This is a genomic window from Sphingomonas sp. CL5.1 (assembly GCF_013344685.1).
GTDB lineage: Bacteria > Pseudomonadota > Alphaproteobacteria > Sphingomonadales > Sphingomonadaceae > Sphingomonas.
This window is the reverse complement of sequence record NZ_CP050137.1, coordinates 2715875-2738309: the sequence shown is the minus strand read 5'-3', so window position 1 is coordinate 2738309 and position 22435 is coordinate 2715875. Positions and strand designations below refer to the sequence as shown.

The 22435-nt window shown below is 65.7% G+C and carries 24 protein-coding genes and 2 pseudogenes; 12 read left to right on the top strand and 14 right to left on the bottom strand.

What is annotated here, in order from left to right:
• Positions 1-7: 7 nt before the first annotated feature.
• The 3 genes from F9288_RS13300 to F9288_RS13290 all read right to left on the bottom strand — a co-directional run bounded on the left by F9288_RS13300 (position 8) and on the right by F9288_RS13290 (position 2226).
• Positions 8-1015 (bottom strand): pyridoxamine 5'-phosphate oxidase family protein, encoded by a 1008-nt coding sequence (locus tag F9288_RS13300; protein WP_174837228.1) that lies wholly within the window; start codon positions 1013-1015, stop codon positions 8-10.
• The gene (locus F9288_RS13295) at positions 1012-1332 is read right to left on the bottom strand and encodes a hypothetical protein (RefSeq protein ID WP_174837227.1); all 321 of its coding nucleotides are present in this window, start codon (positions 1330-1332) and stop codon (positions 1012-1014) included. The genes F9288_RS13300 and F9288_RS13295 overlap by 4 nt, the downstream gene beginning before the upstream one ends.
• 252 nt (positions 1333-1584) lie before the next feature.
• Positions 1585-2226 (bottom strand): O-methyltransferase, encoded by a 642-nt coding sequence (locus F9288_RS13290; RefSeq protein WP_254620879.1) that lies wholly within the window; start codon positions 2224-2226, stop codon positions 1585-1587.
• A 398-nt stretch (positions 2227-2624) separates the two neighbouring features.
• On the opposite strand from F9288_RS13290, the gene gntA reads away from it, so the two are divergent.
• Genes gntA through F9288_RS13275 form a run of 3 tightly spaced genes read left to right on the top strand, consistent with a single transcriptional unit; the run spans position 2625 to position 4711 of the window.
• Complete coding sequence (gene gntA, locus F9288_RS13285; RefSeq protein ID WP_174837225.1) at positions 2625-3311, top strand: guanitoxin biosynthesis heme-dependent pre-guanitoxin N-hydroxylase GntA; 687 nt, start codon at positions 2625-2627, stop codon at positions 3309-3311.
• Positions 3308-3910, top strand: a complete 603-nt coding sequence (locus F9288_RS13280) for a DUF1989 domain-containing protein (protein WP_174837224.1) — start codon at positions 3308-3310, stop codon at positions 3908-3910. The genes gntA and F9288_RS13280 overlap by 4 nt, the downstream gene beginning before the upstream one ends.
• Positions 3911-3955: 45 nt before the next feature.
• Positions 3956-4711 carry a DUF72 domain-containing protein gene (locus F9288_RS13275; protein ID WP_254620878.1) on the top strand — a complete coding sequence of 252 codons (756 nt, stop codon included), beginning with the start codon at positions 3956-3958 and terminating at the stop codon, positions 4709-4711.
• Positions 4712-4731: 20 nt separating this feature from the next.
• Here F9288_RS13275 and F9288_RS13270 read toward each other — a convergent pair whose 3' ends face one another.
• Positions 4732-6033 (bottom strand): chloride channel protein, encoded by a 1302-nt coding sequence (locus F9288_RS13270; protein WP_174837222.1) that lies wholly within the window; start codon positions 6031-6033, stop codon positions 4732-4734.
• A 234-nt stretch (positions 6034-6267) separates the two neighbouring features.
• Here F9288_RS13270 and F9288_RS13265 point away from each other — a divergent pair, with 234 nt between their 5' ends.
• Complete coding sequence (locus tag F9288_RS13265) at positions 6268-6966, top strand: DUF4336 domain-containing protein (RefSeq protein WP_174837221.1); 699 nt, start codon at positions 6268-6270, stop codon at positions 6964-6966.
• A 7-nt stretch (positions 6967-6973) separates the two neighbouring features.
• Here the strand turns inward: F9288_RS13265 and F9288_RS13260 are convergent, their stop codons facing one another.
• Both F9288_RS13260 and F9288_RS13255 read right to left on the bottom strand, forming a co-directional pair.
• The gene (locus tag F9288_RS13260; RefSeq protein ID WP_174837220.1) at positions 6974-8152 is read right to left on the bottom strand and encodes a hypothetical protein; all 1179 of its coding nucleotides are present in this window, start codon (positions 8150-8152) and stop codon (positions 6974-6976) included.
• A gap of 23 nt (positions 8153-8175) precedes the next feature.
• Positions 8176-8898 carry a hypothetical protein gene (locus F9288_RS13255; RefSeq protein WP_174837219.1) on the bottom strand — a complete coding sequence of 241 codons (723 nt, stop codon included), beginning with the start codon at positions 8896-8898 and terminating at the stop codon, positions 8176-8178.
• A 169-nt stretch (positions 8899-9067) separates the two neighbouring features.
• Between F9288_RS13255 and F9288_RS13250 the strand changes: the two genes are divergently transcribed.
• Together F9288_RS13250 and F9288_RS13245 are read left to right on the top strand one after the other, a co-directional pair.
• On the top strand, positions 9068-11743 hold the full coding sequence (locus F9288_RS13250; RefSeq protein ID WP_174837218.1) for a winged helix-turn-helix domain-containing protein: 2676 nt from the start codon (positions 9068-9070) through the stop codon (positions 11741-11743).
• Positions 11744-11755: 12 nt separating this feature from the next.
• Positions 11756-12373: an SCO family protein gene (locus tag F9288_RS13245; RefSeq protein WP_217482519.1), complete on the top strand. Its 618-nt coding sequence runs from the start codon at positions 11756-11758 to the stop codon at positions 12371-12373.
• 6 nt (positions 12374-12379) lie between these two features.
• Here F9288_RS13245 and F9288_RS13240 read toward each other — a convergent pair whose 3' ends face one another.
• Positions 12380-13366, bottom strand: coding sequence for a cytochrome c oxidase assembly protein (locus F9288_RS13240; protein WP_174837217.1), 987 nt, complete (start codon positions 13364-13366; stop codon positions 12380-12382).
• 123 nt (positions 13367-13489) lie between these two features.
• Here F9288_RS13240 and F9288_RS13235 point away from each other — a divergent pair, with 123 nt between their 5' ends.
• From F9288_RS13235 to F9288_RS13225, 3 genes are all read left to right on the top strand, one after another.
• Complete coding sequence (locus tag F9288_RS13235) at positions 13490-14530, top strand: cytochrome c oxidase assembly protein (protein WP_174837216.1); 1041 nt, start codon at positions 13490-13492, stop codon at positions 14528-14530.
• A gap of 152 nt (positions 14531-14682) precedes the next feature.
• Entirely contained in the window at positions 14683-15132 is a 450-nt protein-coding gene (locus F9288_RS13230) for a YaiI/YqxD family protein (protein ID WP_174837215.1), read from the top strand.
• A gap of 38 nt (positions 15133-15170) precedes the next feature.
• Positions 15171-15350 (top strand): hypothetical protein, encoded by a 180-nt coding sequence (locus tag F9288_RS13225; RefSeq protein WP_174839079.1) that lies wholly within the window; start codon positions 15171-15173, stop codon positions 15348-15350.
• A 182-nt stretch (positions 15351-15532) separates the two neighbouring features.
• Here the strand turns inward: F9288_RS13225 and F9288_RS13220 are convergent, their stop codons facing one another.
• The 3 genes from F9288_RS13220 to F9288_RS13210 all read right to left on the bottom strand — a co-directional run bounded on the left by F9288_RS13220 (position 15533) and on the right by F9288_RS13210 (position 16174).
• Positions 15533-15679 (bottom strand): hypothetical protein, encoded by a 147-nt coding sequence (locus F9288_RS13220; protein ID WP_174837214.1) that lies wholly within the window; start codon positions 15677-15679, stop codon positions 15533-15535.
• A complete protein-coding gene (locus F9288_RS13215; RefSeq protein WP_174837213.1) occupies positions 15676-15888 on the bottom strand; it encodes a hypothetical protein in 213 nt (70 codons plus the stop codon). Before F9288_RS13215 ends, F9288_RS13220 begins: the two co-directional genes overlap by 4 nt.
• 73 nt (positions 15889-15961) lie before the next feature.
• Positions 15962-16174: a cold-shock protein gene (locus F9288_RS13210; RefSeq protein ID WP_174837212.1), complete on the bottom strand. Its 213-nt coding sequence runs from the start codon at positions 16172-16174 to the stop codon at positions 15962-15964.
• 391 nt (positions 16175-16565) lie between these two features.
• Between F9288_RS13210 and F9288_RS13205 the strand changes: the two genes are divergently transcribed.
• Positions 16566-16832 (top strand): GNAT family N-acetyltransferase, encoded by a 267-nt coding sequence (locus F9288_RS13205; protein WP_254620877.1) that lies wholly within the window; start codon positions 16566-16568, stop codon positions 16830-16832.
• Positions 16833-16936: 104 nt separating this feature from the next.
• Here the strand turns inward: F9288_RS13205 and F9288_RS13200 are convergent, their stop codons facing one another.
• The gene (locus tag F9288_RS13200) at positions 16937-17125 is read right to left on the bottom strand and encodes a hypothetical protein (RefSeq protein WP_174837211.1); all 189 of its coding nucleotides are present in this window, start codon (positions 17123-17125) and stop codon (positions 16937-16939) included.
• 357 nt (positions 17126-17482) lie between these two features.
• Between F9288_RS13200 and F9288_RS13195 the strand changes: the two are divergent.
• A pseudogene (locus F9288_RS13195) lies at positions 17483-17593 on the top strand (pyruvate, phosphate dikinase); the annotation flags it as partial.
• Between the two features lie 606 nt (positions 17594-18199).
• On the opposite strand, the gene F9288_RS13190 reads toward F9288_RS13195, so the two are convergent.
• The 3 genes from F9288_RS13190 to F9288_RS13180 all read right to left on the bottom strand — a co-directional run bounded on the left by F9288_RS13190 (position 18200) and on the right by F9288_RS13180 (position 20850).
• Complete coding sequence (locus F9288_RS13190) at positions 18200-18832, bottom strand: PEPxxWA-CTERM sorting domain-containing protein (RefSeq protein WP_217482517.1); 633 nt, start codon at positions 18830-18832, stop codon at positions 18200-18202.
• Between the two features lie 169 nt (positions 18833-19001).
• Entirely contained in the window at positions 19002-20036 is a 1035-nt protein-coding gene (locus tag F9288_RS13185) for a helix-turn-helix domain-containing protein (RefSeq protein WP_174837209.1), read from the bottom strand.
• Positions 20037-20373: 337 nt separating this feature from the next.
• Entirely contained in the window at positions 20374-20850 is a 477-nt protein-coding gene (locus F9288_RS13180) for a hypothetical protein (RefSeq protein WP_217482516.1), read from the bottom strand.
• An 821-nt stretch (positions 20851-21671) separates the two neighbouring features.
• Between F9288_RS13180 and F9288_RS13175 the strand changes: the two are divergent.
• A pseudogene (locus F9288_RS13175) lies at positions 21672-22431 on the top strand (IS5 family transposase).
• Positions 22432-22435: the final 4 nt, after the last annotated feature.

Genomic DNA, 22435 nt, shown 5'->3' with positions numbered 1-22435 from the left:
GACCGATTTAGTAGAGGTTGGTCTTGTAATCCTTCTCGAGGCCACGCCGAAGCGCACCGGGGATCGAGACCGCGGCGCTCACCAGCCTGGCCTCGATGCTCCGGCCTCGATTGGATTTGACGTGATCGACGAACATCTGTGCCGGGTCGATCTTCGTGGCTGGCTCGCGCGCCGGCCAAATGGCGGCGGCGGCCAGCGCCCGGCTCGATCTCACGCCGGCCGATGAAATGGCGACGCTCGTGACGAGCGCGGGTATCTTGTCCTGAACGACGAACCGGTCCCGCAACACCGGCGCGGTCGACAGCGCGGCGCGGCCCCTTACGTTCACGACATCAAGACTGCCCGGCATGATGAGCGCGAGTTCGACATCGGGCGCGTCGATGATGTTGCGGAAACTGTCGGTGCGGCGATTGCCCGGCCGGTCGGCGAACAGCAGCGTGTCGCCTTCAAGGATAGCCATGGCGCCCGCCGGATCGCCCTTGGGGCTGATATCGGCATGACCCTTTCCATCCGAGGTTGCCAGCGCCACGAACCGCGCGGCGGCGACGCAGGCCGCGAGATCGACGGTAAATGGCTCAAGCCGCGCCGCCGACCAGAAATTCGATCGGATGAGCGCCTTCGCACAATGCCCATAGCATTCGTCGACACGGACGATCGCGTCGTCACGCTCGATCGCCGCCACGCGCCCGTTCACGCGCAACGTCTCGCCGATTGTCGGGATGAGGAAAAGCCCGCCGAAAACTGCTCCCGGCTCCGCGAGTTCGGGATCATCCAGGCCGGACAGCGGAACGACAAGGCGATCGCGATCGCCCGACGCGAAACCGGCGATGCCGCCCGCCACCGTCAGGCGAGGCCCCGATCCATTGTCGAATCCGGCAAACAACAGTGGCGAGTTGGCGATCCAGCGGCACGCGTGATCGTCGAGATGATCGATCACCTTGAGGTTGACCGGGCCGGGCGTCTTGCCGATCACGGCCTCGAGACCCTCAAGCGTGGTGATGGCGGCGTCGCTCATCGCGCAAGCCCCGTTCGATCCGCGCAGGCGAGCCGCAGCATGATGCGCGCCGAGCAGAGCGCGCATTGGAAATCGCTCCTCGCGCGCTTCTCGCAGTTCAAACAGTCGTTCGAGAGAGCGCGTCCCGCGATCAGGTCCTGAAGCAGGCGCTCGTCGTCGCTCGGCCCCGCCCCATGACCCACCACGATCCGTCGCCCGAGCGCGATCTCGTAGAATCGGAGCAGGCTGTCGAGCACCGGCGACAGGATCGCGAGCTCGAAGCGATCAAGCGCGCGGGACAGGACCGACTGTACGGGTTCGCCGCCGCATCGCGCCATCGACCAGCATCTCAGCGCGATGAGAACGGCTTGATCGCCAACGGCAATATCGGCGGCACTCATACAACCTCCCAACTATTTGCAAGTCATTCGCAATAATACGCCAATCGGTTGAATCGGCAACCGGGTTTTCGCCCTTTTCCGCGTCTGGGACACCCGTCCGGCCACCGTCCGCGTCGGCATCCCCCGCCCGCAAGCCCGGCCCCCGATGGGGGAACCGGGCGGCCGGTCGTCCTCGTGCGAGCCGGAAGATCAGCCGAGGCGGATGGACAGCTCCACGTCGTCGGTGAAGGGCATCGACATATAGCCATCTGCAACATTACGGACACGCGCCAGATATTCCGGGCAATAATCGGCATTGTCGGCGATCAGGATCGCGCCCGGCCGCAAGCGATCCTCCACCCGGTCAAGGATATCCGGGTAGAGCGCCTTCGCGCCATCGAGGAGCAGCAGGTCGATCGTCTCCGGCAGGTCCACCGCCAGCGTTTCGAGCGCATCGCCCTCGCGGAACTCGACGAGGTCGGCGAGACCGCCTTCGGCGAGATTGGCCCTTGCCCTGGCGAGCTTGGCCGGCTCGAACTCACTGGTGACAAGCCGGCCGCCGCCGTTGTCGCGCAGCGCGGCCGCCAGATGCAGCGTCGACAGGCCGAACGACGTGCCGAACTCGACGATCGAGCGCGCGTTGATGGCGCGCGCGAGCATGTAGAGCAAGCCGCCTACCTGGGGCGATACCGGCAGGGCGAAGTCCTTCAGCCTGGCGTAGAAATCGCGATAGTCGGTCTTGCTGCGCATCATCCGATCCTGATCCTCGCCGGCGACTCCGGCGAAGACCGGGCTTTGCGCCGGCGGGTTGGCGTCGGCTTCGGCGAACAGGCGCGTGAGAAGAGGCGCCACGGGGGCGCTCGAAAGCGTGGTCATGTGGATTCTCCGATCGGCAGGCGGTTCGATTTGCTTGCCTCCACGAAAAATACGATCAATTCGTCAGGTTTGACTATTCGCATTGGCGGAAAACCGCATGACGGCCGCCCGGAACCCCCGCCTTTCCTCGCGGAAGGGGCCGGGAGAGGTGCGATCCAACCTGCTGGTCGAGGCGGTGCTCGACGCCGCTGTTCAGGTTTTGGCGAAGGAAGGCGAGCAAGGATTCGCCACCGCGCGTCGGATCGCCCGACCAATATTTTCCCGAACACGGCCGCAAACGGATCGGCGCCCGCCAGCTTGCCTGAAACCACCGACGATCCCGATCGTTCGTCCGATCGTGTGCAATCCCTGCCAATTTCCGGCGAGACATATTCATGTTCCATTGGACTCACGACGCTCAGGCGAAGCTCGAGCGGAAACTTTCCGCGCATGTCGCGGCTGCACCGTTCCCATGTGTCGGGGCGAAATCCGCCCTCGCGCGCGGCAGGCTTACCGTCCTGGCCTGCGACCGGATCGACAGTGCGTGGGATGACCTGAGGATCCATGAGGGACTGCTGCGGTTTGTTCAGGGCTATCGCGCCGATCCCGTCCTTTTCCAGAGCTATGCCGTGGTGTTCAACGGCCCCGAGAAGCTGACCGAGCGAGAGTTCGAGGCGGCGCTATGGGCACGCGTGCAATCGCTCAGCGACAAGGACGTCTGGCGCGGTCAGGAATATGATGATCGTGTGAGCGCGGACCCGGCCAACCCGCATTTCTCGCTGAGTTTTGGCGGGGAGGCCTTCTTCATCGTCGGGCTGCACCCGAACGCCAGTCGCCCGGCGCGGCGTTTCGAACATCCCGCGCTGGTGTTCAACCTGCACGACCAGTTCGAGCGCCTGCGCGACGCCGACAAATATGAAGGGTTGCGCGAGAAGATACTCGTTCGCGACGAGCAGCTCGCCGGTTCCAGCAACCCGATGCTCGCCCGCCACGGAGAAACGAGCGAGGCGCGGCAATATTCGGGCCGGATGGTCGACCATGACTGGAAAGCGCCGTTCGAATATCGTGGGGCGAGCGAATGACCCCGGACGTGCAGGTCATCCCCGAACGGAGCGGCACCGCCTTCCGCCTCCCGCTGGGCGCGACGCTGACCGTGATCGATCCGCGCGGCGAGCAGGTCGCCGATCTGCTGGCCTATAATGCCGAGGATACGGATGAGGTGATCTCGTCAGGGCGCACGCTCGACTATGCCGAGACGATAAGGCTCACCGTGGGGTACAAGCTCTATTCGAACCGCTCGCGTGTCATGCTGACGATCGTCGACGACAGCGTGGGGTGCCACGATTTCCTGCTGACGCCCTGCTCGATCGACACCTTCCTGCATTTCTATCCCGACCTGCCGCCGCATCGCGGATGCTTCGGCAACCTGGCGGAAGCGCTGCACCCCCATGGCATCGGCCCGGATCGCATTCCGGTCGCGTTCAATTGCTTCATGAACGTGCCCGTCGACGCGGATTCCGGCAGGCTCAGGGTGTTGCCGCCGATCAGCAAGGCCGGCGATCATATCTCCTTCCGCGCGGAGATGGACCTGATCGTCGGGCTGACCGCCTGTTCGGCGCCCGATTCCAATGGCGGCTCCTTCAAGCCGATCCATTACCGCATCGATGCGCCGCTCGGGTAGGGCGGACCGGCTATGCGTCCGCCCGGAAAGAGCGAAATTCGCGCGATGATCGGGACAGCGGGCTGGAGCATCGCGCGCCACGACGCGGCGGCGTTTCCGGCGGAAGGCACGGTGCTGGAACGCTATTCCCGGACCTTCGACGCGGTGGAAGTGAATTCCTCCTTCTATCGGGCGCACCGGCCCCAGACCTGGGAAAGATGGGCGGCGAGCACGCCCGGATGGTTCCGCTTCTCGGTGAAGGTCCCGCGAGCGATCACCCATCACGCGAGGCTGATCGATGTTGATCCGCTGATCGCCCGGTTCGCCGGCGAAGTGACGCAACTGGGGAGCAAGCTGGGGGTCCTGCTCGTGCAATTGCCGCCGGGGCTTCGCTACGACGCCAGCGTGGCCGAGCGGTTCTTCACCGGTTTGCGGGATGCGATCGACGCGGAAATCGCCTGTGAGCCGCGCAATGCGACGTGGTTCACCGGCGCGGCCGATGCGGCGCTCGATCGGCTCCGGGTCGCGCGGGTGGCAGCCGATCCCGCGCCCGTAGCGGCGGCGGCCGCTCCGGGAGGATGGCGCGGGCTGGCCTACTGGCGCCTGCACGGATCGCCGGCAATGTATCACTCGCCATACGACACGCAGGCGATCGCGCGCTACGCGGAGCGGCTTCGCGCGGAGACCGGTCGCGGACTGACGCCGTGGTGCATATTCGACAACACCGCCGCGTTCGCCGCCACCGGCAACGCGCTGTCGATAAGGGAATTCCTGCATCAAAACGTCGCTGGCGCGCCTCGCGCGGCGGGCTGCCGATCGTGACGGGCGGCCGGCACAGCGCCTCAACGAGGCCGCAAGAATCCCATCGACAGACCGTGATACAGCCGCTCCCGGCAAACGAGCGAGGCGACGGGTTCGGCGATCAGCGCGGTGGCGAGCAGCGGGAGCATCAGCCCGCGGCTGCCGGTCGTCTCGGACATGATGATGACCGCCGTCAGCGGCGCGCGCACGACGCCGGTGAAGTAACCGGCCATCGCCAGCAGCACGAGCGCGCCGGTCGGCTCGTTCGGGAAGAGCGCGTGGAGCAGGTTCCCCAATCCCGCCCCGGTGGCGAGGCTCGGCGCGAAGATTCCGCCCGGCAATCCGGCGGCGGCGGTCGCCAGCGTGCTGACGAACTTGGCCGCGCCGAACGAGAGCGGCGCATCATGCCCTTCGATGATGGCGCGCGCGGGGCCGTAGCCCGTCCCCCATGTCATCCCGCTCGCAACGCCGATCCCCGCGACGATCAGCCCGCACACGCCCGCGAGCAGCAACGGCCGCCCGCCCGAGATGCGGCTGGCGCCGCCGCGCGCGAACCACAGGGTTAGCCTGGAGAACAGGCCGCCGAAAGCGCCGCCCAGCACCCCCGCGACCGGGGCCAGGATCACCACGGCGGTGAACGGCAGGGTCTGGCCGACGATGCCGAAATAGACGTAATCGCCCGCCACGCCCTGCGCGACCATGCCGGCGATCAGCACGGCGGTCATCACCAGCAGGGTCATGCGCTGCTCATAGGCGGCGGCCAGCTCCTCGATCGCGAAGGCGACGCCCGCCAGCGGCGTGTTGAACGCCGCCGCGACGCCGGCCGCAGCGCCCGCCACCAGCACCGAGGCGTTGAGCGGCACCCGCAGCAGCCGGTGCGCATAGGCCATGATCGTCGCGCCGAGCTGGACGGTCGGCCCCTCGCGCCCGACCGACGCGCCGATCGTCAGCGCGCCGGCGGTGAGGATCGCCTTCAGCACGGCGGTGCGCCCGGAGGTGAGATCGCCCATGGCGCCGGCCGGGTCACGCTTGGCCGCGATGATCTGGGGGATGCCCGATCCGCGCGCGGCGGGCGCCAGCCGGTTGGTGATCCAGATGATGAGGACATAGCCGGCCGGCGTCACCAGCAGCGGCAACCACCAGCAATGCATCACGAGGAGGTGGAACAACCCGTTCGCCCGGTCGGCGAGCCACGCGAAGGAAATCGCGGCGAGGCCGACGAACACCGCCCCGCCGATGATCGCCGCGCGGCCGCGCCACACCGGGGCGGTCGGGCCGTGGCGCCGGAGCAGGACCCTGGTCCGGCGCATCGTGTCGCGCTTCACGGGAGGCGAGTCGATCATATCCGGCCCGCTTAGGGCTTTGACGCGCCGTTTACACCCCGGATGATTCCGGTTTCCCGAACCGGGCGACCAGCCTCCCCGCATTGCCTCGACAATCCGCCTTCGACGCGCCCGCGCGAAGGCGGACTTGTCTCTGCCGACTTCCCGCCCCGCACGGACGACGGGCCTTTCATCGGACGGCGTTCGGGGACAATATCGCGGCAATCCCGGTTTTTCATTCCTTGGTGAGTCGTCATGCTGGAACCCCTGGGGCCGGACATCTGGACGGGAGATGGCGGAATCGTTCCGTTCTTCGGATACGATTATCCCACCCGCATGGCGGTGGTGCGCCTCGACAACGGTGACCTGTGGATCTGGTCGCCGGTCGAGCTGACGGCGGACATCGAACGGCAGGTGCGGGCGCTCGGGCCGGTGCGGCACCTCGTCAGCCCGAACAGGCTCCATTATCTGTTCCTCGGCGCGTGGCAGCGGGCCTTCCCCGATGCGCGCATGTGGGGCACTCCATCGACCATCGCGAAGCTTGAGGCCCTGAGCTTCTCCGGAACGCTGGGGGATGATCCGCCGCCGGAATGGGCGGGTCAGATCGACCAGTTCCATTTCACCAACTCGCCGCTGCTCGACGAGCTGATCTTCTATCATCGCGCCTCGCGCACCGCGATCATCGCGGACCTGTCACAGCCGTTCGGCAAGGCGTTCCTGGCGGACCATTGGCCGTGGTGGCTGCGGACGATCGCCAGAATGGCGAAGATGGTCGAAGGCTGGGGCTATCCCCCGCCCGAATACCGCCTCAGCTTTCGGCATCGCGCGGCAGCCCGGCCCAGGATGCGCGCCTTGCTCGACGCGCATCCCGAGCGCGTCATCGTGGCGCACGGCGAGATAGCCCGGACCGGGGGCGAGGATTACCTGCGCCGCGCTTTCTCCTGGCTATTGTAGCATCGCCCTAGCGGAACAGATCGGGGCAGCCCGCCGACGGCGCGGGGCGCTGGCCCTGCGCGATCGGGGGCATCACGTTGTCGATCCGCAGCACATAGTTCATCACCGGCGTGCCGGTATCGAGATAGGCGGAGCGATAGAGGATCGCCGGCCGCTTGCCGGGCGCGGTGATCGCGAACCAGTTCTCGCTCATCTTCGTATAGGGCTTGCCGCAGCGGACGGCGGCAATGCGATAGCCCTGCGCGCGGAGCCGGTCGAACACCTCGGTCGGCCGCATGTGATCGAGGCCCAGGAAATAGAAGCGCGTCGCCATCTGCGCATTGCCCGTCGCCCGCGCCTCGGATTTCGTGGTCGGCGTATCGAGCGCGCCGTCCAGCGTATAGGGATTGGGATCGTCCCCGCCGGGCGGATAGGGCACCGTCAGCTTCTTCACGGGCGGGTGCCACGAAAGCGCCGGCAGCTTCTGCACCTCCGCCCAGTTCAGCGCGGGCGGCGCGCCCGCCGGGCGCATCAGCCGGTCGATCAGCGTCACGACCGCCTCGGTGCCGGTGCGAGCGCCCGGCGTGGGCGCGGCCTTGCCGGAACAATCTTCGGTGTAGAGGCCGGCGTCGCGTTCCGACATCGCGGGCAGGCCGCCGAGATAGAGGATATAGCCCGTCCCGCCGGACCTGAGCGGCGCGGCGTAGAGGAACGCCGCCCGCTTCGCGGGATAGCCGATGCGATACCAGCGCCGCCCGTCGGGATAGGGCCGGTTGCCGATCGTGCAGCGCGCCGGGGCAAGCGTGAAGCCGGCGGCCCGGAACCCCGCCACCACCCCCTCCGGCGAGGGGAGCGGCTGCGGATCGAGCAGATAGACGCTTCCCACCATCGTCCGCGCGCCATTGGCGGCCAGCGTCACCGGCTGGCCACCGATCATCGCGCGGCCCGGCATGGCGAAGAAATCGCCGTCCGGCGTCGCCTTGTCGAGCGGCAGCGGCCCCTTCCCCCATTGGACGCCGGAGACCTTGCGCGCCGTGTCCCAGTCGCCGAGCGAATAATCGACGTTGGCCGGCAGCAGGAAGCGCGCGAACAGTTGCGCCACCGCCGCCGGGCGGGACGGCTGCGCCTGCGCGGCGACGACCGCCGGGATCGCCGCGCCGAGCAAGACGAGCACGGCCGATGCGAGCGTGCGTGAATGCGTGGTCATCGCCTGATCCTCCCTTCGCCGCGTCACGCCTTGAACGGGCTGGTGATCTTGCCCAGCCCGGCGAGGATGAGGCCGATCCCGCACAACAGCAACAGCCACGCGCCGAAGCCGGTGCTCAGCGCCGAGCCGATCGCCTCCCCGAACATCCCGCCTTGCGAGGTGATCCCCGTCCTGACCAGCATCACCAGCAGGAAGGCGAGGATAGACGCCGCGCCCGCCGCCAGCGTCACCATACGGAGCGCGCCGCCGCGCCACGCCTGCCACAGCAGCAGCGCCGACAGCAGAGGCGCGGCGAAGCGCAGCATCAGCAGCAGCTTGAATCCCGCGCTTGGGCCGCCCGCGCCCTCGTCCCCGCCGCCGAGCGCGCCGAACGGGTTGAGGATCGTCAGGATCGACGGAAGATCGAGCAGCGACACGCTTTTCTGCGGCATGGAGAGCGCGGGCATCACACAGGCCAGCAGGGCGACGATCGCGATCGGCACCGCGATCGTGCCGGTGAGCAGCGACTTCGCCCTGCCCACCGCGGGCGAGGCGGCGATCGCCCCCATGTCGATGCCGGCCCCGCCCGCTTCGGCGTAGATGCCGCGCGCCACCTGCCCATCCGCCTCGAAATCGACCCGCGCGCCGGGATTGACTGGCTGGCCGCCCTGCCAGTCCGCGACGGAAAAGACGTAGCGCTTGCCGTCGTCGCCCGCGATCGCCCCCGTGCCGGCGTCGGCCGAGAATCCCAGAACCTTGCCCTTCATCGTCATCTCCCATCATCCACGGATCATTGATCCCGCGCCGCAGGATATGCACACATGGCGGCCGGACGCTGATGAAGAAGTTCTCAAGATTGGCTGGTCGATCCCCATGTCTTTGAAATCGGGAAACTCCCGCCGGGCGAGACTGATCTGGACGGTCGGATCGGTCGAGTTGGACGAGTCGAGCTGGCGGCTCAGGGTCGGCGGTCGCGGCGTGGAGATCGAGCAGAAACCGATGGAGCTGCTGCTCGCGCTGCTCCACCGCAACGGCGAGGTCGTCACCAAGGAGGAGTTGCTCGATCTGGTGTGGCCGGGCGTGACGGTCGTCGCCTCGTCGCTGCCGACGGCGATCGCGAAGCTGCGCCGCGCGCTGGGCGACGACGCGTCGATCGTCGAGACGGTGCAGCGCCTCGGCTACCGGATCGCGGCGGGATGCGAGATACGCTGCACCGAGCTTGGCGACCGGCCGCTGATCGGATTGGTCGCGGGCGATGCGGTGCCCGGCGCACCCGGCTGGCGGCTGGAGCGGATGCTGGCGCGCGGCGAGGCCGACGACGTATGGCTGGCGCGATCGGACGCGGGCGCGGCGCGGGTGTTCAAGTTCGCCGAGACGCCGGGCCGGCTGCGCCAGTTGAAGCGCGAGGCGCGGGTCGGCCACGTCCTCGCCGGCACCGCCTACGCGGCGAGCCGCTTCGTCCTGCCGATCGCGCAGGCGTTCGATCGCGTGCCGGCGTGGCTCGCCTTTCCGGATGCGGGAATCGACCTAGGCCAATGGTTCGTGCGGCATGGCGCCGCGCTCGATCGCGAGGGGCGGATCGCGCTGGCAGGGCAAGCCGCGCGCGCGGCTGCGGCGGCCCATGCGGTGGGCGTGCTGCACCTCGACCTGAAGCCGGCCAATCTGCTCGTGACCGATATGGCGGGAGGGCCGCCGCATGTCCGGCTGATCGATTTCGGCAGCAGCGCCCTGCTCGATCTTCCGCGCGCGCCGGGCCTCGCGCTGACCGAAACCGCCGAGCCGGACGCCCCCTCCCCCGCCGGCACGCCGCTCTATCGCGCGCCTGAGTTGATCGGCGAGGGCACGCCATCGGTCGCGTCGGACATCTATGCGCTCGGGCTGCTGCTGTTCCAGTTGGTCGTCGGCGATCTCCACCGCCCGCTCGCGCCGGGCTGGGAGGCGTTGATCGACGACCCGCTGCTCCGCGTCGATATCGCCCGCGCCTGCGCGCTCGATCCGGGCGACCGGTTCGCATCGGCGGACACGCTGGCCGGGCATCTCGCCACGCTGGAGCAACGGCGCGAGGCGGCGCGGCGCGAGGCGGAGGAAGCGCGCGCGACCGAACAGGCGAGCCGCGAGGCGGAGCGCGCGCGGATGCGGCGGCCGTGGGTGATCGGCGCGGGTGTCGCGCTCTCGCTGGGCGTGGTGGCGGCTTCGGCGGCGGCATGGCAGGCGGCGCGCCAGCGCGACGAGGCCGAGCGGCAGACCGCGATCACGCTGGCGATCAACGGCTTCCTCGCCGACGACCTGCTCGGGCGCGGCGATCCCGCGCGCAGCGGCGACGCGCGCGAGACGCTGATCGACGCCACTCATCGCGCCGAGCCGGAGATCGACCGCCGCTTCGCCAACGCGCCCCGGATCGCGGCCCAGCTCTATCACACGCTGGCGCGCGTCTATGCCCAGCAATCGGACTGGAAGGCGGCGCGCATAGCCTATGGCAAGGCCGACGACGCCTTCGCCCGCGCGCATCTCGGCGATAGCGAGCCGGCGATCGTGTCGCGGCTCCAGCACGCCTTCATGGAGGCATTGTCCTATGAGCAAGGCTCGGTCGAGCGCGCCCGCGCGCTGATCGCGGCGGAGCGCAAGCGGCTCGGCGATGCCGATGCCGCCGACCCCGAAACCCGCGTATGGCTCGCCACCGCCGAGGGGATGGTCGAACTGGCCGGCGGGGACATGAAAGTGGCGCGCGACCGTTTCGCGCTCGCCACGCGGCTCGCCGACACCTTGCCCGATCGCTTCGACGAGCGGACGCGCAACGATTTCCGCCAGCGCCTCGCTTTCTCCTATATCCGCTCGGGCGACGGCGCGCGCGGGGAGGCGCTCATCAAGCCCTTGCTCGCGGCGCAGACCACCCTGCTCGGGCCGCTCAATCCCGATGTGTTGCTGCTGCGGATGAACCTCGGGCAAGCCTATCTTTTCCAGCGGCGCTTTCCCGAAGCGGTGGCGGAATTGTCGGCGGTGCTGCCGCTGATCGAGCGGCAGCTCGGCCCGAACCACCGGCTCGCGCAGCAGACGCTCGCCGCACGGCTGGAGGCTTACGGCGGTATGGGCGATTATCGCGATTCCGTGGCCGACGGGCGGAAGCTCTATGCGATCGCGCTGGCGCAGCAGGGGATGGGCGCGTTCCGCACCATCGCCGCGCTCTCCGATCTCGCGACCAGCGAATGCCGCATCCCCGACACCGCGCATGGCATCGCCGACGCGCGGCGCGCATGGCTCGCCTCGCGCAGCGCGTTCGGGGACGATGCCGCGCTGACGCAGGGCGTCGCCACGGCGCTGGCGCAATGCCTGATCGAGGGCGGTAAGAACGCCGAAGCCGCGCCGCTTCTCGTCGGGGTCGATCGCAAGGCGGTCGCCGATCTGTCCGGTGACCGCAACTGGGGCGCGAACGTCGATCTCGCGCAGGCGGAGATCGCACTCCACGCCGGCCGCCGCGCGGAGGCCGCCGCGAAGCTGGATGCGGTGGCGGCCGCCTATGGATCGCCGCGGGCCGATGTGTTCCAGCATCGAAAATATCTGATGCTGAGGCAGGCGTTGCATCGCGACTCCATTGCGCCGATGAGCGGCCGTTGAAAGGAGCCGCCCGTGCCCACCGATCATCACCCCGTCCGGCGGAGCGTGGCCCGCCTGCTCGCCGCCTCGCTGATGCTGATGCTGGCGAGCGCCTGCGCCCGGCAGACGGGGTGGCATAACACCGTCGTCACCGGCCTGCCGACGCTGGCGTTCGACATGACCAGGGCCAATGACGGCAAGCCGGTGACGGCGGCCGACTATCGCGGCAAGGTGACATTGCTCTATTTCGGCTACGCCAGTTGCCCCGACATATGCCCGATGACGCTGGCCAATGTCGGGCAGGTGCTGCGCCGGATCGGGGGCGACGCCAGCGCGGTCCGCGTGCTGTTCGCCACGGTCGATCCGGATCGCGACACGCTGCCGGTGCTCAGGCAATATGTCGCCGCGTTCGGCCCCCAGGTCGATGGCCTGCGCGGCGATCCCGATGCGCTGGCCGCGCTCGCCCGGCGATACCGCGTCGCCTATTCGGTGCGGCCGGGGCCGGACTATGAGGTGACGCACAGCTCCGGCATCTACGTCTTCGATCGCGGCGGCGCGGCACGGCTGCTGGTCAGCTCGCTTTCGACGCAGGACGCGGACGTGAAAGGCGCCGCCGCCGATTTGCGGCGGCTGGTCGAAAGCAACGGCTGACGCGGTTCAGCGCCCCGTCCAGCTCGAGGCCGATATCCGCGCGCCGTCGCCCGGCGCTCGCGGCTTCTCCGCCGCTTCCTCGGCGCGGCGCAGCGCATCGAGCACGAGCAGCAGCGAGACGACGCTCATCATCGCCGGCGGAATCCAGATGATAAGCCCGCCATAGGCCTGATCGTCGAGCGCGCCGATGCCGGGATAGATGCGGCCGCACCACGCGTAGAAGCCATAGAGATCGTGGCGCGACAGCGCGATGATCGCGCCGATCAGGATCTGCGGGAACATCACCCCGATCGCCAGCGCCGCGCGCATCCCGAAGGATATGCCGGCCCGCGCGCGGTCGCGCCGGTCGAGCACCACGCTCCAGAACAGCACGCCGTCGCCCACCATCGACCAGTTCATCACCAGATAGAGCCGGGGGTCGATCATCGCGCGGAAGTGGATCGCGGGCACCAGCCACAATGCGATCAGCCCGACGAACAGGAACGCGGCGAGCAACGGCTTGCGGACGACGTGGAGGAAGCGCAGCACGGGAGGCGCCACCGCCAGCCGCCGCATCCGCGCCGGCATCCCGCGCAGGATCGTCGGCCACGGCCAGGCGAGCGCGATGAAGAACGGCCCCAGATGGTGCATCACCACATGCTGGAAGCGGTTCAGGAAGAACATATGCTCGGCGAGATATTCGAACCGCGTCTGGAGCACGCCGTAGATCACCGCCATGCCGATCAGGAACGCCGCCGAGCGCCATCGCGACGGACGTTCCGCCGGCGCGGTCGCCCGCAAGCCGCGCCAGTACCACCACAGCGGGAATGTGGTGGCGAAGAACCACGAGAAGGAGAAATCCCACGGCGCGATCGCCGGAAGCGCGGCGGCATGGAAGCGGCACAGCCACCACAGGACCAGGCTCGCCGCCCCCAGCGCGAGCGCCGCGCGCGCGTCCGGCGATGCGAACAGCTCCGGGGAAAGCGGACCGGATCGGCCACGGATATCAGTCATAATGGGCGACTCGGCCTGCCTGTCCGCGCTTTTGCTAGACCTTCGGAAGCCCGCGACCAAGCAGCGAAAGATGACGGGATTTTCATTGGACCGTCATATTCGCGCAGCCTAGGGGCAAGGCCCATGACTCTTCCCGGCCCCCTCTTCTTCGTGGCGGGCGGCGCGCCGATCCTGCTGGTCGCCCTGGTCTATCTGCGGGGCGCGCGGCGGCGGGGGGCGAGCCGGCGGCCGACCGATATCCCGCGCCATTGCGCCTTCGCGGCGGGGCTGGCGATGCTGTTCCTGTCGCTGCAATGGCCGTTCGCGGAATGGGCGCACGAACTGTTCTACGTCCACCAGATCGGCATCATCGTCGCCCGGATCGTCACCCCGATCCTGATCGCGGTCGCGCGGCCCGCCGCCACGCTTGTCGCCGGCCTGCCGCGGCCGGTGCGGCGGCGCGTCCTGCGGCCCGCGCTGCTCGCGCCAGCGACGCGGGGAGCATGGCGGAGCATCGCCCATCCGGCGGTCGCCCTGCTCCTCTATATCGGTACCTTCTATCTCTGGGAGCTTCCCGCCCTCCAGTCCGCCGCGCTGGACAATGCCGCGATCGGGCTGGCGATGCACCTCAGCCTGTTGTTCACCGGCCTCTTGTTCTGGAGCCGGATCGCCGGACGCAGGCCGGCGCCGCTGGGCGTGAGCCACGGCGAGCGGCTGATGATGATCTGGCTGGCGATCCTCGCGCAGATCCTTCTCGGCGCCTATCTCACGGTCAAGAGCAGCGTGCTGTATCACGCTTATGCCGCGACCGAGCGGCTGGCGATGATCGCGCCGATCGTCGACGAGCAGCGCGGCGGCTTCATGATCTGGGTGCCGAGCGCGCTCCTCTCGCTGCTCGCGATGATCGTCGTGATCGATATGTGGGGCCGCCACGAGACGCGGATGGACCTCAAGCGCACGCAATGGTCGCCGTCCAATTCCGCGATCCTGCTCTATCCGCAGACCGGGCGGGCGCTGCGCGCGATGGCCGAGCCGAAGAACAAGCGGATGGCGATCGGCCTCGCCAGCTTCGCGCTGCTGATCTTCGCGGCCGTGTGCGGCGTCGTCACCGGCGCCTATCGCGTCAACCGGCGCGAGAACATGCGGCTCTATATGCTGTCCCGCTGCGCCGGCCCACATTGCTGAGCGCCCGCGCGGCGCGAGGAGCCGGACGATCGCCGCCCTCGAAATCGCCCCGCCGAGGCCTGGGGATCGCCAGCGCATCCGCTATATCAGGCGAACGCGGAACCTTGCCGGGATCGCGTGGGCGCAAACCGGCATCCTTCGGGGAAGACCTCATGACCAATATCCTCGTCGATGCCGATGCCTGCCCGGTCAAGGACGAGATCTACAAGGTGGCGTTGAGGCGGATGGTGGCCGTGACCATCGTCAGCAACAGCCCGATCCGCATCCCCGCCCATCCCCTGATCGATCGCGTCATCGTCGGCGACGGGTTCGACGCGGCGGATGACTGGATCGCCGGGCGCGCGAACGATCGGATGGTGGTGATCACCTCCGATATCCTGCTCGCGGATCGCTGCCTGAAGGCCGGCGCCGCGGTGATCTCGCCCGCCGGCAGGCCCTTCACGGCAAATTCGATCGGCGCCGCCATCGCCACCCGCGCGATCATGGCCGATCTTCGCGCGGGGGGCGATCAGGTCAATCGCGCGCCCCCCTTCGCGAAGGCGGATCGCTCGCGTTTCCTCCAGGCGCTGGACGAAGCGCTCGTGCGCCTCGCGCGAAAGTGAGCGGTGGCGATCGGCGGGGCGATGGATTAATGAAGCGCATGGCCGATCGCTTCGAACGACATCGCCAACCGTGGCGCGCGGACGAGATCCAGAAGCTCCATACCCTTGCGAAGAAAGGAATGGCCCTGAAGGCAATCGCCAAGGCGCTGACACGAAGCGAGGAATCGGTGAAGGAGCGCGCCAAGCTCGATGGACTCAAGCTCGCGAAGCTGCACTGACGCTAAGCGGCTCGCCGTATAAGGCGCCGGACGGCCGCTCGCGCTCGCTTCCGCATCGAAGGGAAGTTCCGCAAGAGCCGTTCCGACGGGCGGGCATTCGCGCGCTTCGGCTTGGTCGGACAATCGGCAACGAGCCGAATCAGGACAGTCGGCGAGAGCGGGCGAATGCGGACGGCTTTATTTCAGCCGAGGACCTCCAGCACCGTCGCGCGGGCGATGGCGCGCTGACATGGCTTGGAAGATGAGGGGTCGCGACGCGAAAGCGGAGGGAATATTCGCGCTTTGCGGCGGATGTTCGTGGTGTTGGCAGTCTTGTTGATAAAGTTCATGCAGGTTCCTGTAGTGGATCGCCGCCAGCGATGCCGGGGCGCAATTCCCGCGCGGCGCGGGCACTGGCGACACGTTCATGACGTTGCGCCATTTCCAGCCACGCGGCTTCGGCGCGAAGGCACCGCTCACGGACGTTGTGCAACGTTGCGGCTTCCGCCTCGGCGCGGCAGCGGACAGCCTGCGCCCGGAAATCGGAAGGCTGGGCCAAGGGCATCTCCCTTCGATAAGTTGACGACGCTCCGAATTGACGCGGAGCGCCGCCTGGCGTTGAGAATCGCTCCTCAGTCGACGGATTCGAGATTGCAGGCCGATTGACGGCCGCGCTTGTCCGCCTCGAGTTCATAGCTGACGCGCTGGCTCTGGTTGAGGGTGTTCATGCCGGCGCGCTCGACCGCGCTGATATGGACGAACGCATCCTGCCCGCCGCTGTCGGGAGAGATAAAGCCGAAGCCCTTGGTCGCATCGAAGAATTTGACGGTGCCGATCTGACTCATGAAAATATTCCTTCTTTGACGGCGCGCCCCATGCGGATGCGCCTGTGGCTGCAAGGGCATAAAGAAGGAAGAAGGGCCGCAAAGCACCGAAGACCGTCGATTTGCGACTGTAGCAGCGTCAATATGGAGAAGAATGAGGAATATGCAAGACTATTCCACGCAGCTACATCAATATTGATATTCCGCCTCCCCGATTTTTAGATCATCCGGGATAAGCCCGACGCGGTAAAGCGACTGTCTGCTGTCGCGGACATGGTAGAGAAGCAACAATCCGCGGATGAGAAGACCGAGGCGACCGGTGGGGCCAACGCTACGGCAAGCGTGGGAGCGCTACAAGGCGGCCTTGATCAAGAGCAGCGCTCCGTTCTCCCGACCGCAAAGCTGCCGGGGTATGCCGGACGCGACGCCGCTGCTGCTGATCGGACGGCTCGCGGTCGACGCGGCATTTCAAGGCATCGGTCTCGGCGCGGATTTGCTGGCCGATGCGCTCCGGCGATGCGTGGCGGCTTCGGAGATCGCGGGCGCGCGCGCCGTGATCGTCCATGCGATCAATGCCGACGCGGCAGCCTTTTACGAGCGCCACGGCTTTACGCGCTCACCACTCGGCGAGTTGTTCCCGTTGCTGCCGATCGAGGCCGTGCAGGCGACACTCGACTAGATCGGTTCCCGGCCTCCACCAGCCGCTGCCACCACGCCTGCGCCCTGTGCCTCATACCCGACCCCGGCATCACGCAACAGCGTGTCGAGCCAAGTAGCGGATTATCAGGCTTCATCGAATATCCGCGTCACATAAGCCGGCAGCTTCTTGCGGCTGAGCGCTTTCGCCTCGTCGAACGGCACGCCGAGCATCTGGAGGATCGACTGGATGATGTTACTGCCCCAGGATTTAGGCACATCGCCTTCGAGCAGGTCGCGCGTCCCGGCCACGAGCGAGATCAAGGTGATGCGCACCACGACGTCAGGATCGGAGGCGTGGACCGCTTAAGCTCGCGGCCTTTCTCGATATGCGTCCGGCTAGCAGTCGCGAAGACGCACCACATCTGCGGCAGGTCGGTCGATGCGTTCACCACGAACCATCCCCAGACAGGATCGGCCAGCGCCTTGGTGAGGAACCTTCTGAATATAGGCGACGGAGAGTGCCGGATCGCCCGCGGTTGCGAAGATCTTCTCGTTGATTTCCCGCAGCTCGTCGGCATGCTTGAGGAAGATGATCTCCGCCCCTCAGTCTTCGAGGTGAAGTTGTTGTAGAACGAGCCGACGCCCACATCGATCTCCTCGCGCGATCGTCGCCCGCGCGAGGGCTTCGCACCCGCCGACGCCTACTTCGGCAGGGCTCCGACCATCATCCAACAGCGCGAAAGGATCAAGCGACAAACCATCGAACATCGGCCCTTGCAGCACCGCAAGCTCGCCGCTTAACATTACCCCCAGACGAGGCCCGAACTCCGCTAATCTACGCCGCGAGTTGCGCCAAATGTTCTGACGACGGACAGCCTGCTCATATCTCCATTCAACGATATGGAAGTTTGAAACACCCCCCGATAGCTGCCACAAATTTCATCTATCGAGGCGAACTGCTGTCCGCGTTTCAATAGCATCAGCATCTCACCCGTTTTCCGTCGTTCGCGGGACTAAATCACCAAATTCTAAATAACGCGGCAGGCGTGATCAATCCGACACCAAGCTAAAACGACAATGGTGCGTCGTTACCAATATCAAGATGTACAAAGCTCGTGTGTCTATGATATCATAAAGATACCTGCGATGCATGGGAGACCGGCAATCACAGCTTTTGCGTAGCCTAATATGCCTTGGAGGTGCGAGGGCGGCACCGATTTTTCCTTCAAGGTAGCGGGGCTCGATTGCGGCTTCTCCATCCTCAACTGGATGAGTAACGTTTTCCAGCGCCGCATATGCCTTGGAGGTGCGAGGGCGGCACCGATTTTTCCTTCAAGGTAGCGGGGCTCGATTGCGGCTTCTCCATCCTCAACTGGATGAGTAACGTTTTCCAGCGCCGCCCCGAGTTTAGCCCTCTATCGGACGGCGAGAGACAAGATTGCCAAAGCGACCGAAGCGCATCGCCGCGCCGATCAGGCCAAAGCCCGCGATCAGCATTGCCCAAGTCGACGGCTCCGGCACTCCCGTCACCGCTGCGGCCTCGCGGACGAGATAGGTCGCGCGCTGTGCCATGTACGGATTGTTGCTCAAGCTCCAGTCCTGGAAGATGATACTCATTCCGGTCGGCTGCACGAAACCCGTGTTGAAGTTGATATTGAAGGACGCATAATTCCCGCTCGCGGTCAGGAAATAGGCGTAGGAAGCCTGCATGGTCGATCCGCGCCCGAAATCCCGATAGACCAGCGCCCCGATGGCGTCCATCACTGCCTGGCCCTGCGCGACCGGGAAGAAGCCACCCGACCGAAATCCGGTCAGCCCCAGATCGCCGAAGAAATTCTCGATCTCGCTTTGTCTGGCGATCCTGAAGCCCGGAAAACGGGCCGAAAGATCGGCCTGCCCGACCTGATAGGTCAAAGGCAGCTTCAGGAATTCCAGCCCGAGGTCGCTGTCATAGGCGAGGTTCTGGTCGCCCGCGGTCTGATAATCCCGCATGACGACCGCGGCACTGGCCGGCATCCCGGTCAGAAGGACCGGAGCCAAGACGAATAAACCCTTTTTCATGACGCTCTCCGCTTTTTCTCGAAGCTTGCGAGTGGGTTACTCGCCGCCTGATCCTGTGCTGGAGATAGTTTCCTGCAGGGGGCAAGGTCGATCAGCCCCAAGTCCCTAAAATGTTGAACCTCCGTTCCGCCTGTTCCGGGCTGGGACGTCAGCCGAGCTCGCTGACCCAATCGCCGAAGACTTGTGCGACATGGTGGTCGCGCACCTTCCGGTCGCGCGCGCCGGGCATGGCACGGAACTGGCCGGGCGTCGTCCCGTAAGCGCGTTTGAACAGACGCGCGAAATGGGACTTGTCGGCAAAGCCCGTGACTTGGGCCAGCGCTGCGATCGAGCGGGTTTCGGCCGGGTCATCCAGCAGCTGGTGCATTTTCCGGAGCCGCCGGCTTTGAAGCTGGCGCAGCACGCCCCCACTTCCGCCGAATGCGCGGTACAGGGAGGAGCGGGAAACGCCCACACCAGCGCAGATCGCGGCGACGTCAAGTGGCTCGGCGAGATGCGCATCGATATATGATCGCACGCGGCTCGCGAGCGCTTCCTGCCGCTTCGTCGTCGCTTCCGCTTTGCTGAGGGCCTCAAGCACTGCATCCGCGGCAAGGTCCATGATCGCTCTTTCGAGCGTGGAGGCGTGGACAGGCTCCACTTTCGGAAGGCTGGTGCAGATCGTCCGCAGCGTGGCGCCCAGCAATTCGGTCATTCCGCCGGTCGCGATCAGGCCATGCGGATCGAACGACTCCAGGCGCGGCATGATCAGGTGCCTCGGCACCGCGACCGAAATTTCCTCGATGCTGCCGACATCCATCCGACAAGGCTGGCGCATGTCGATGACGAGCAGCGAGCCGGGGCCGGCGCGCGCCGCCCCGCGTCCGCAATCGACCTGCACCGCGCCTCGGAAGTGATAGTTGAGATAGATGTGGTCGACCTTGTCCCCGCGGACCCGCGACAGTGGCCGGTCGTACTGGACCGGTCCGGCCGTTACCTGGGTGACGACCAGAGCGCCGATACGCCAGATCAGCGCGCGCGCCGCGAAGGGACCCGTTGAATCCCGCGCCATGTCGAAATTGACCATGGCGGACGCGAAGGTTCGATATTGGTCCGCGACGGGCAGATCGGCGCTGTCAAACCGAAGCGGCGAAAAACAGTCCCCTTCCACCGTAACTTCCCCAGCATCGTCGCAGCTTCTCATATGCATCGCGATCCCCTGAGCGACAGGCCGGCGTGTCGATTATCCGTCACGATTGTGCAAGGCTGGCGTCGTCGTGCGAGGGGAGCACTATTGCAGGTCGGAACGACGACAATTGAAGCGCAACCGCTCGTCAACTTTCGAACCTACGGTTAACCGGTTCTGACGAAAGTCGACGTTCCCGCTGCCGCAACGGAACGGTGTATGTTGGGCCGGAACCGGTCATTGGCCTGGAGATTGTTGGCATAGAGTTGTTTCGCCTGTCGTTCAGGGAGTTCCCTCATTCTGGTGCCGCTACGAGCGAGATTTAAGGCGAGAGCGACCGTCGAATAACCTCCAGCTAGAGAAGCCGGCTATCATAAGCCCACTGAAGAAGAGCCTGCCTCTGCCGCGGGCGGCAAAACGGATCTCCCGGATTGCAGTGCTTCACAATTTGAGCGGCATGGCGTTTGAAGGCTTTCCAGCGTGCGATCTGGCGGGAATCTTCTTGTGGCAACCTGCGCCCCGAATAATATCGACAATACCATTGAAACCATCCACGCGGGTCATCCGGGTATATCCAGCCCTTCTCGATCCAGACGCGAAGGGGAACGCTCGCCCGCACGCCGAAATAGTTCAACGAACAATCCGGGCGACCGGCGGCCAGCTTGGCGCTCTTGAACCAATCTTCCGGAAATTCGGCGCGGCAGTCCGTCAGGTACTTGCCGCAGAAAACGCCCAAGCTCAGAATTTCGGCAGGTGTCAGTTCCGGGAGAAAGTCAGGATCGAAGCCTTGTCCGAAGGCCACGGAGCGGGTGTAGGCATAGCCCTGCTGCATTCGATCGTTAACGACGACTTCCGTTGCCTGGCACATTGACCAAATCTAGCGCATCATAAGAGGACTGCAACGGATCGGCTTAGGCGGACGTCGAACGGTTCGCGGATTATATAAATCAGCTTCATCGGCGGCTCTGCCAGCGCGGAGGCAGCAGCAGCCGACCCATTTTACGACGTTCGATTGGGTTCGCGCCGTTCCCGAAACCCGTCAGGCAGGTTCTTCTCACAGGTGCGCTCCGCGCGCTCGCGCCGAATGGCTTGGGCTGGGTGGCTTCTTGCTTGGCAGCTTCTGGTTTGAGGATCGATAAACCTGCCGCTTTCGCGAATCATCAGACCGAATTCTAACCGCATTTTGCAGGGAATCACCGGGCTCACGACACTTAAATGGTGAACCAGACGCTGACACCGGCATTGAGCAAAGCGACAAGCCAAAATTGGATCGTTCACTCTTCGCAGGGTGGATTTATCTTCAGATTTAAAACGTACCGGTCTCAAACCGATGAAAAAAGCAACGCCACGATGGTTTACGATAGTCACGACTACATCCATCGAATACTATGCTCTCGAATGCCATCTCTATCCTACGCCGCCACTTAGACTAGGCAACAAAATTAACCCCTTTCTCTGGGAATGTGAAAATCAAAGCCTGACTCACAACAATCAGATTGGTACTTGCGTGAGAATGAATGTCAGCCGGACATAATGCCCATTTCTATGAGAGCGAGGGAGGTATGGGCGCTGAATAGTTAGGCTCAGGACCTATTAAATCGCTTGCGGTGATGAGGATCGGTTGATTCAATGGCGGCGCGAGGAGGCGTCGCGATGAGTGATCTGATCTGGCTTTCGGAGGCGCAGATGCGCCGGATCGAGCCGTATTTTCCGCTGTCGCAGGCGTGCCACGGGTGGATGACCGTCGGATCATCAGCGGTATCATCTTCGTGATCCGGAATGGCTTGCGATGGCGCGATGCGCCAGCGGACTATGGTTCGCCGAAGACGATCTACAATCGCTTCATGCGGTGGAGCCGGCTCGGGGTGTTCAACAAGATCTTCTCCGCCCTCTCGGCGCAGGGCGGCAAGCCTGACCAGTTGATGATCGATGCGACGCATCTGAAGGCGCACCGGACGGCCGCCAGCCTGCTCAAAAAAGGGCTGTTCCCAGACGTATCGGACGTACCAAAGGCGGCCTGAACTCGAAGCTTCACGCCGTCTGCGACGGCAAGGGCAGACCGTTGGTCATGCTGCTCAGCGAGGGACAGATGAGCGACTACAAAGGCGCTGCCCTGATGCTCGACGCCTTGCCACGCGCTAAAACCCTGCTCGGCGATCGAGGCTATGACGCCGACTGGTTCCGCAAGGCGCTCGCGCAGCGCGACATCACCGCCTGCATCCCGTCAAAGAAGAACCGAAAGGTCCCGATCCCGCACGATCCTGTGCGCTATCGCCAGCGCCACAAGATCGAGAACATGTTCGGAAAGCTCAAGGACTGGCGGCGCATCCACACTCGCTATGACCGATGCGCGCACACCTTCATGTCCGCCATCTGCATCGCCGCGACCATCATCTTCTGGATCAATCAATGAGTCC

What these genes read in the sequence shown, in the direction of transcription:
- F9288_RS13300 (WP_174837228.1), bottom strand. Translation starts at nt 1,015, where the DNA reads ATGAGCGACGCCGCCATCACCACGCTTGAGGGTCTCGAGGCCGTGATC.
- F9288_RS13295 (WP_174837227.1), bottom strand. Translation starts at nt 1,332, where the DNA reads ATGGCGCGATGCGGCGGCGAACCCGTACAGTCGGTCCTGTCCCGCGCG.
- gntA (WP_174837225.1), top strand. Translation starts at nt 2,625, where the DNA reads ATGTTCCATTGGACTCACGACGCTCAGGCGAAGCTCGAGCGGAAACTT.
- F9288_RS13280 (WP_174837224.1), top strand. Translation starts at nt 3,308, where the DNA reads ATGACCCCGGACGTGCAGGTCATCCCCGAACGGAGCGGCACCGCCTTC.
- F9288_RS13275 (WP_254620878.1), top strand. Translation starts at nt 3,956, where the DNA reads ATGATCGGGACAGCGGGCTGGAGCATCGCGCGCCACGACGCGGCGGCG.
- F9288_RS13270 (WP_174837222.1), bottom strand. Translation starts at nt 6,033, where the DNA reads ATGATCGACTCGCCTCCCGTGAAGCGCGACACGATGCGCCGGACCAGG.
- F9288_RS13265 (WP_174837221.1), top strand. Translation starts at nt 6,268, where the DNA reads ATGCTGGAACCCCTGGGGCCGGACATCTGGACGGGAGATGGCGGAATC.
- F9288_RS13260 (WP_174837220.1), bottom strand. Translation starts at nt 8,152, where the DNA reads ATGACCACGCATTCACGCACGCTCGCATCGGCCGTGCTCGTCTTGCTC.
- F9288_RS13255 (WP_174837219.1), bottom strand. Translation starts at nt 8,898, where the DNA reads ATGAAGGGCAAGGTTCTGGGATTCTCGGCCGACGCCGGCACGGGGGCG.
- F9288_RS13240 (WP_174837217.1), bottom strand. Translation starts at nt 13,366, where the DNA reads ATGACTGATATCCGTGGCCGATCCGGTCCGCTTTCCCCGGAGCTGTTC.
- F9288_RS13235 (WP_174837216.1), top strand. Translation starts at nt 13,490, where the DNA reads ATGACTCTTCCCGGCCCCCTCTTCTTCGTGGCGGGCGGCGCGCCGATC.
- F9288_RS13230 (WP_174837215.1), top strand. Translation starts at nt 14,683, where the DNA reads ATGACCAATATCCTCGTCGATGCCGATGCCTGCCCGGTCAAGGACGAG.
- F9288_RS13225 (WP_174839079.1), top strand. Translation starts at nt 15,171, where the DNA reads ATGGCCGATCGCTTCGAACGACATCGCCAACCGTGGCGCGCGGACGAG.
- F9288_RS13220 (WP_174837214.1), bottom strand. Translation starts at nt 15,679, where the DNA reads ATGAACTTTATCAACAAGACTGCCAACACCACGAACATCCGCCGCAAA.
- F9288_RS13210 (WP_174837212.1), bottom strand. Translation starts at nt 16,174, where the DNA reads ATGAGTCAGATCGGCACCGTCAAATTCTTCGATGCGACCAAGGGCTTC.
- F9288_RS13205 (WP_254620877.1), top strand. Translation starts at nt 16,566, where the DNA reads ATGCCGGACGCGACGCCGCTGCTGCTGATCGGACGGCTCGCGGTCGAC.
- F9288_RS13185 (WP_174837209.1), bottom strand. Translation starts at nt 20,036, where the DNA reads ATGAGAAGCTGCGACGATGCTGGGGAAGTTACGGTGGAAGGGGACTGT.
- F9288_RS13180 (WP_217482516.1), bottom strand. Translation starts at nt 20,850, where the DNA reads ATGCAGCAGGGCTATGCCTACACCCGCTCCGTGGCCTTCGGACAAGGC.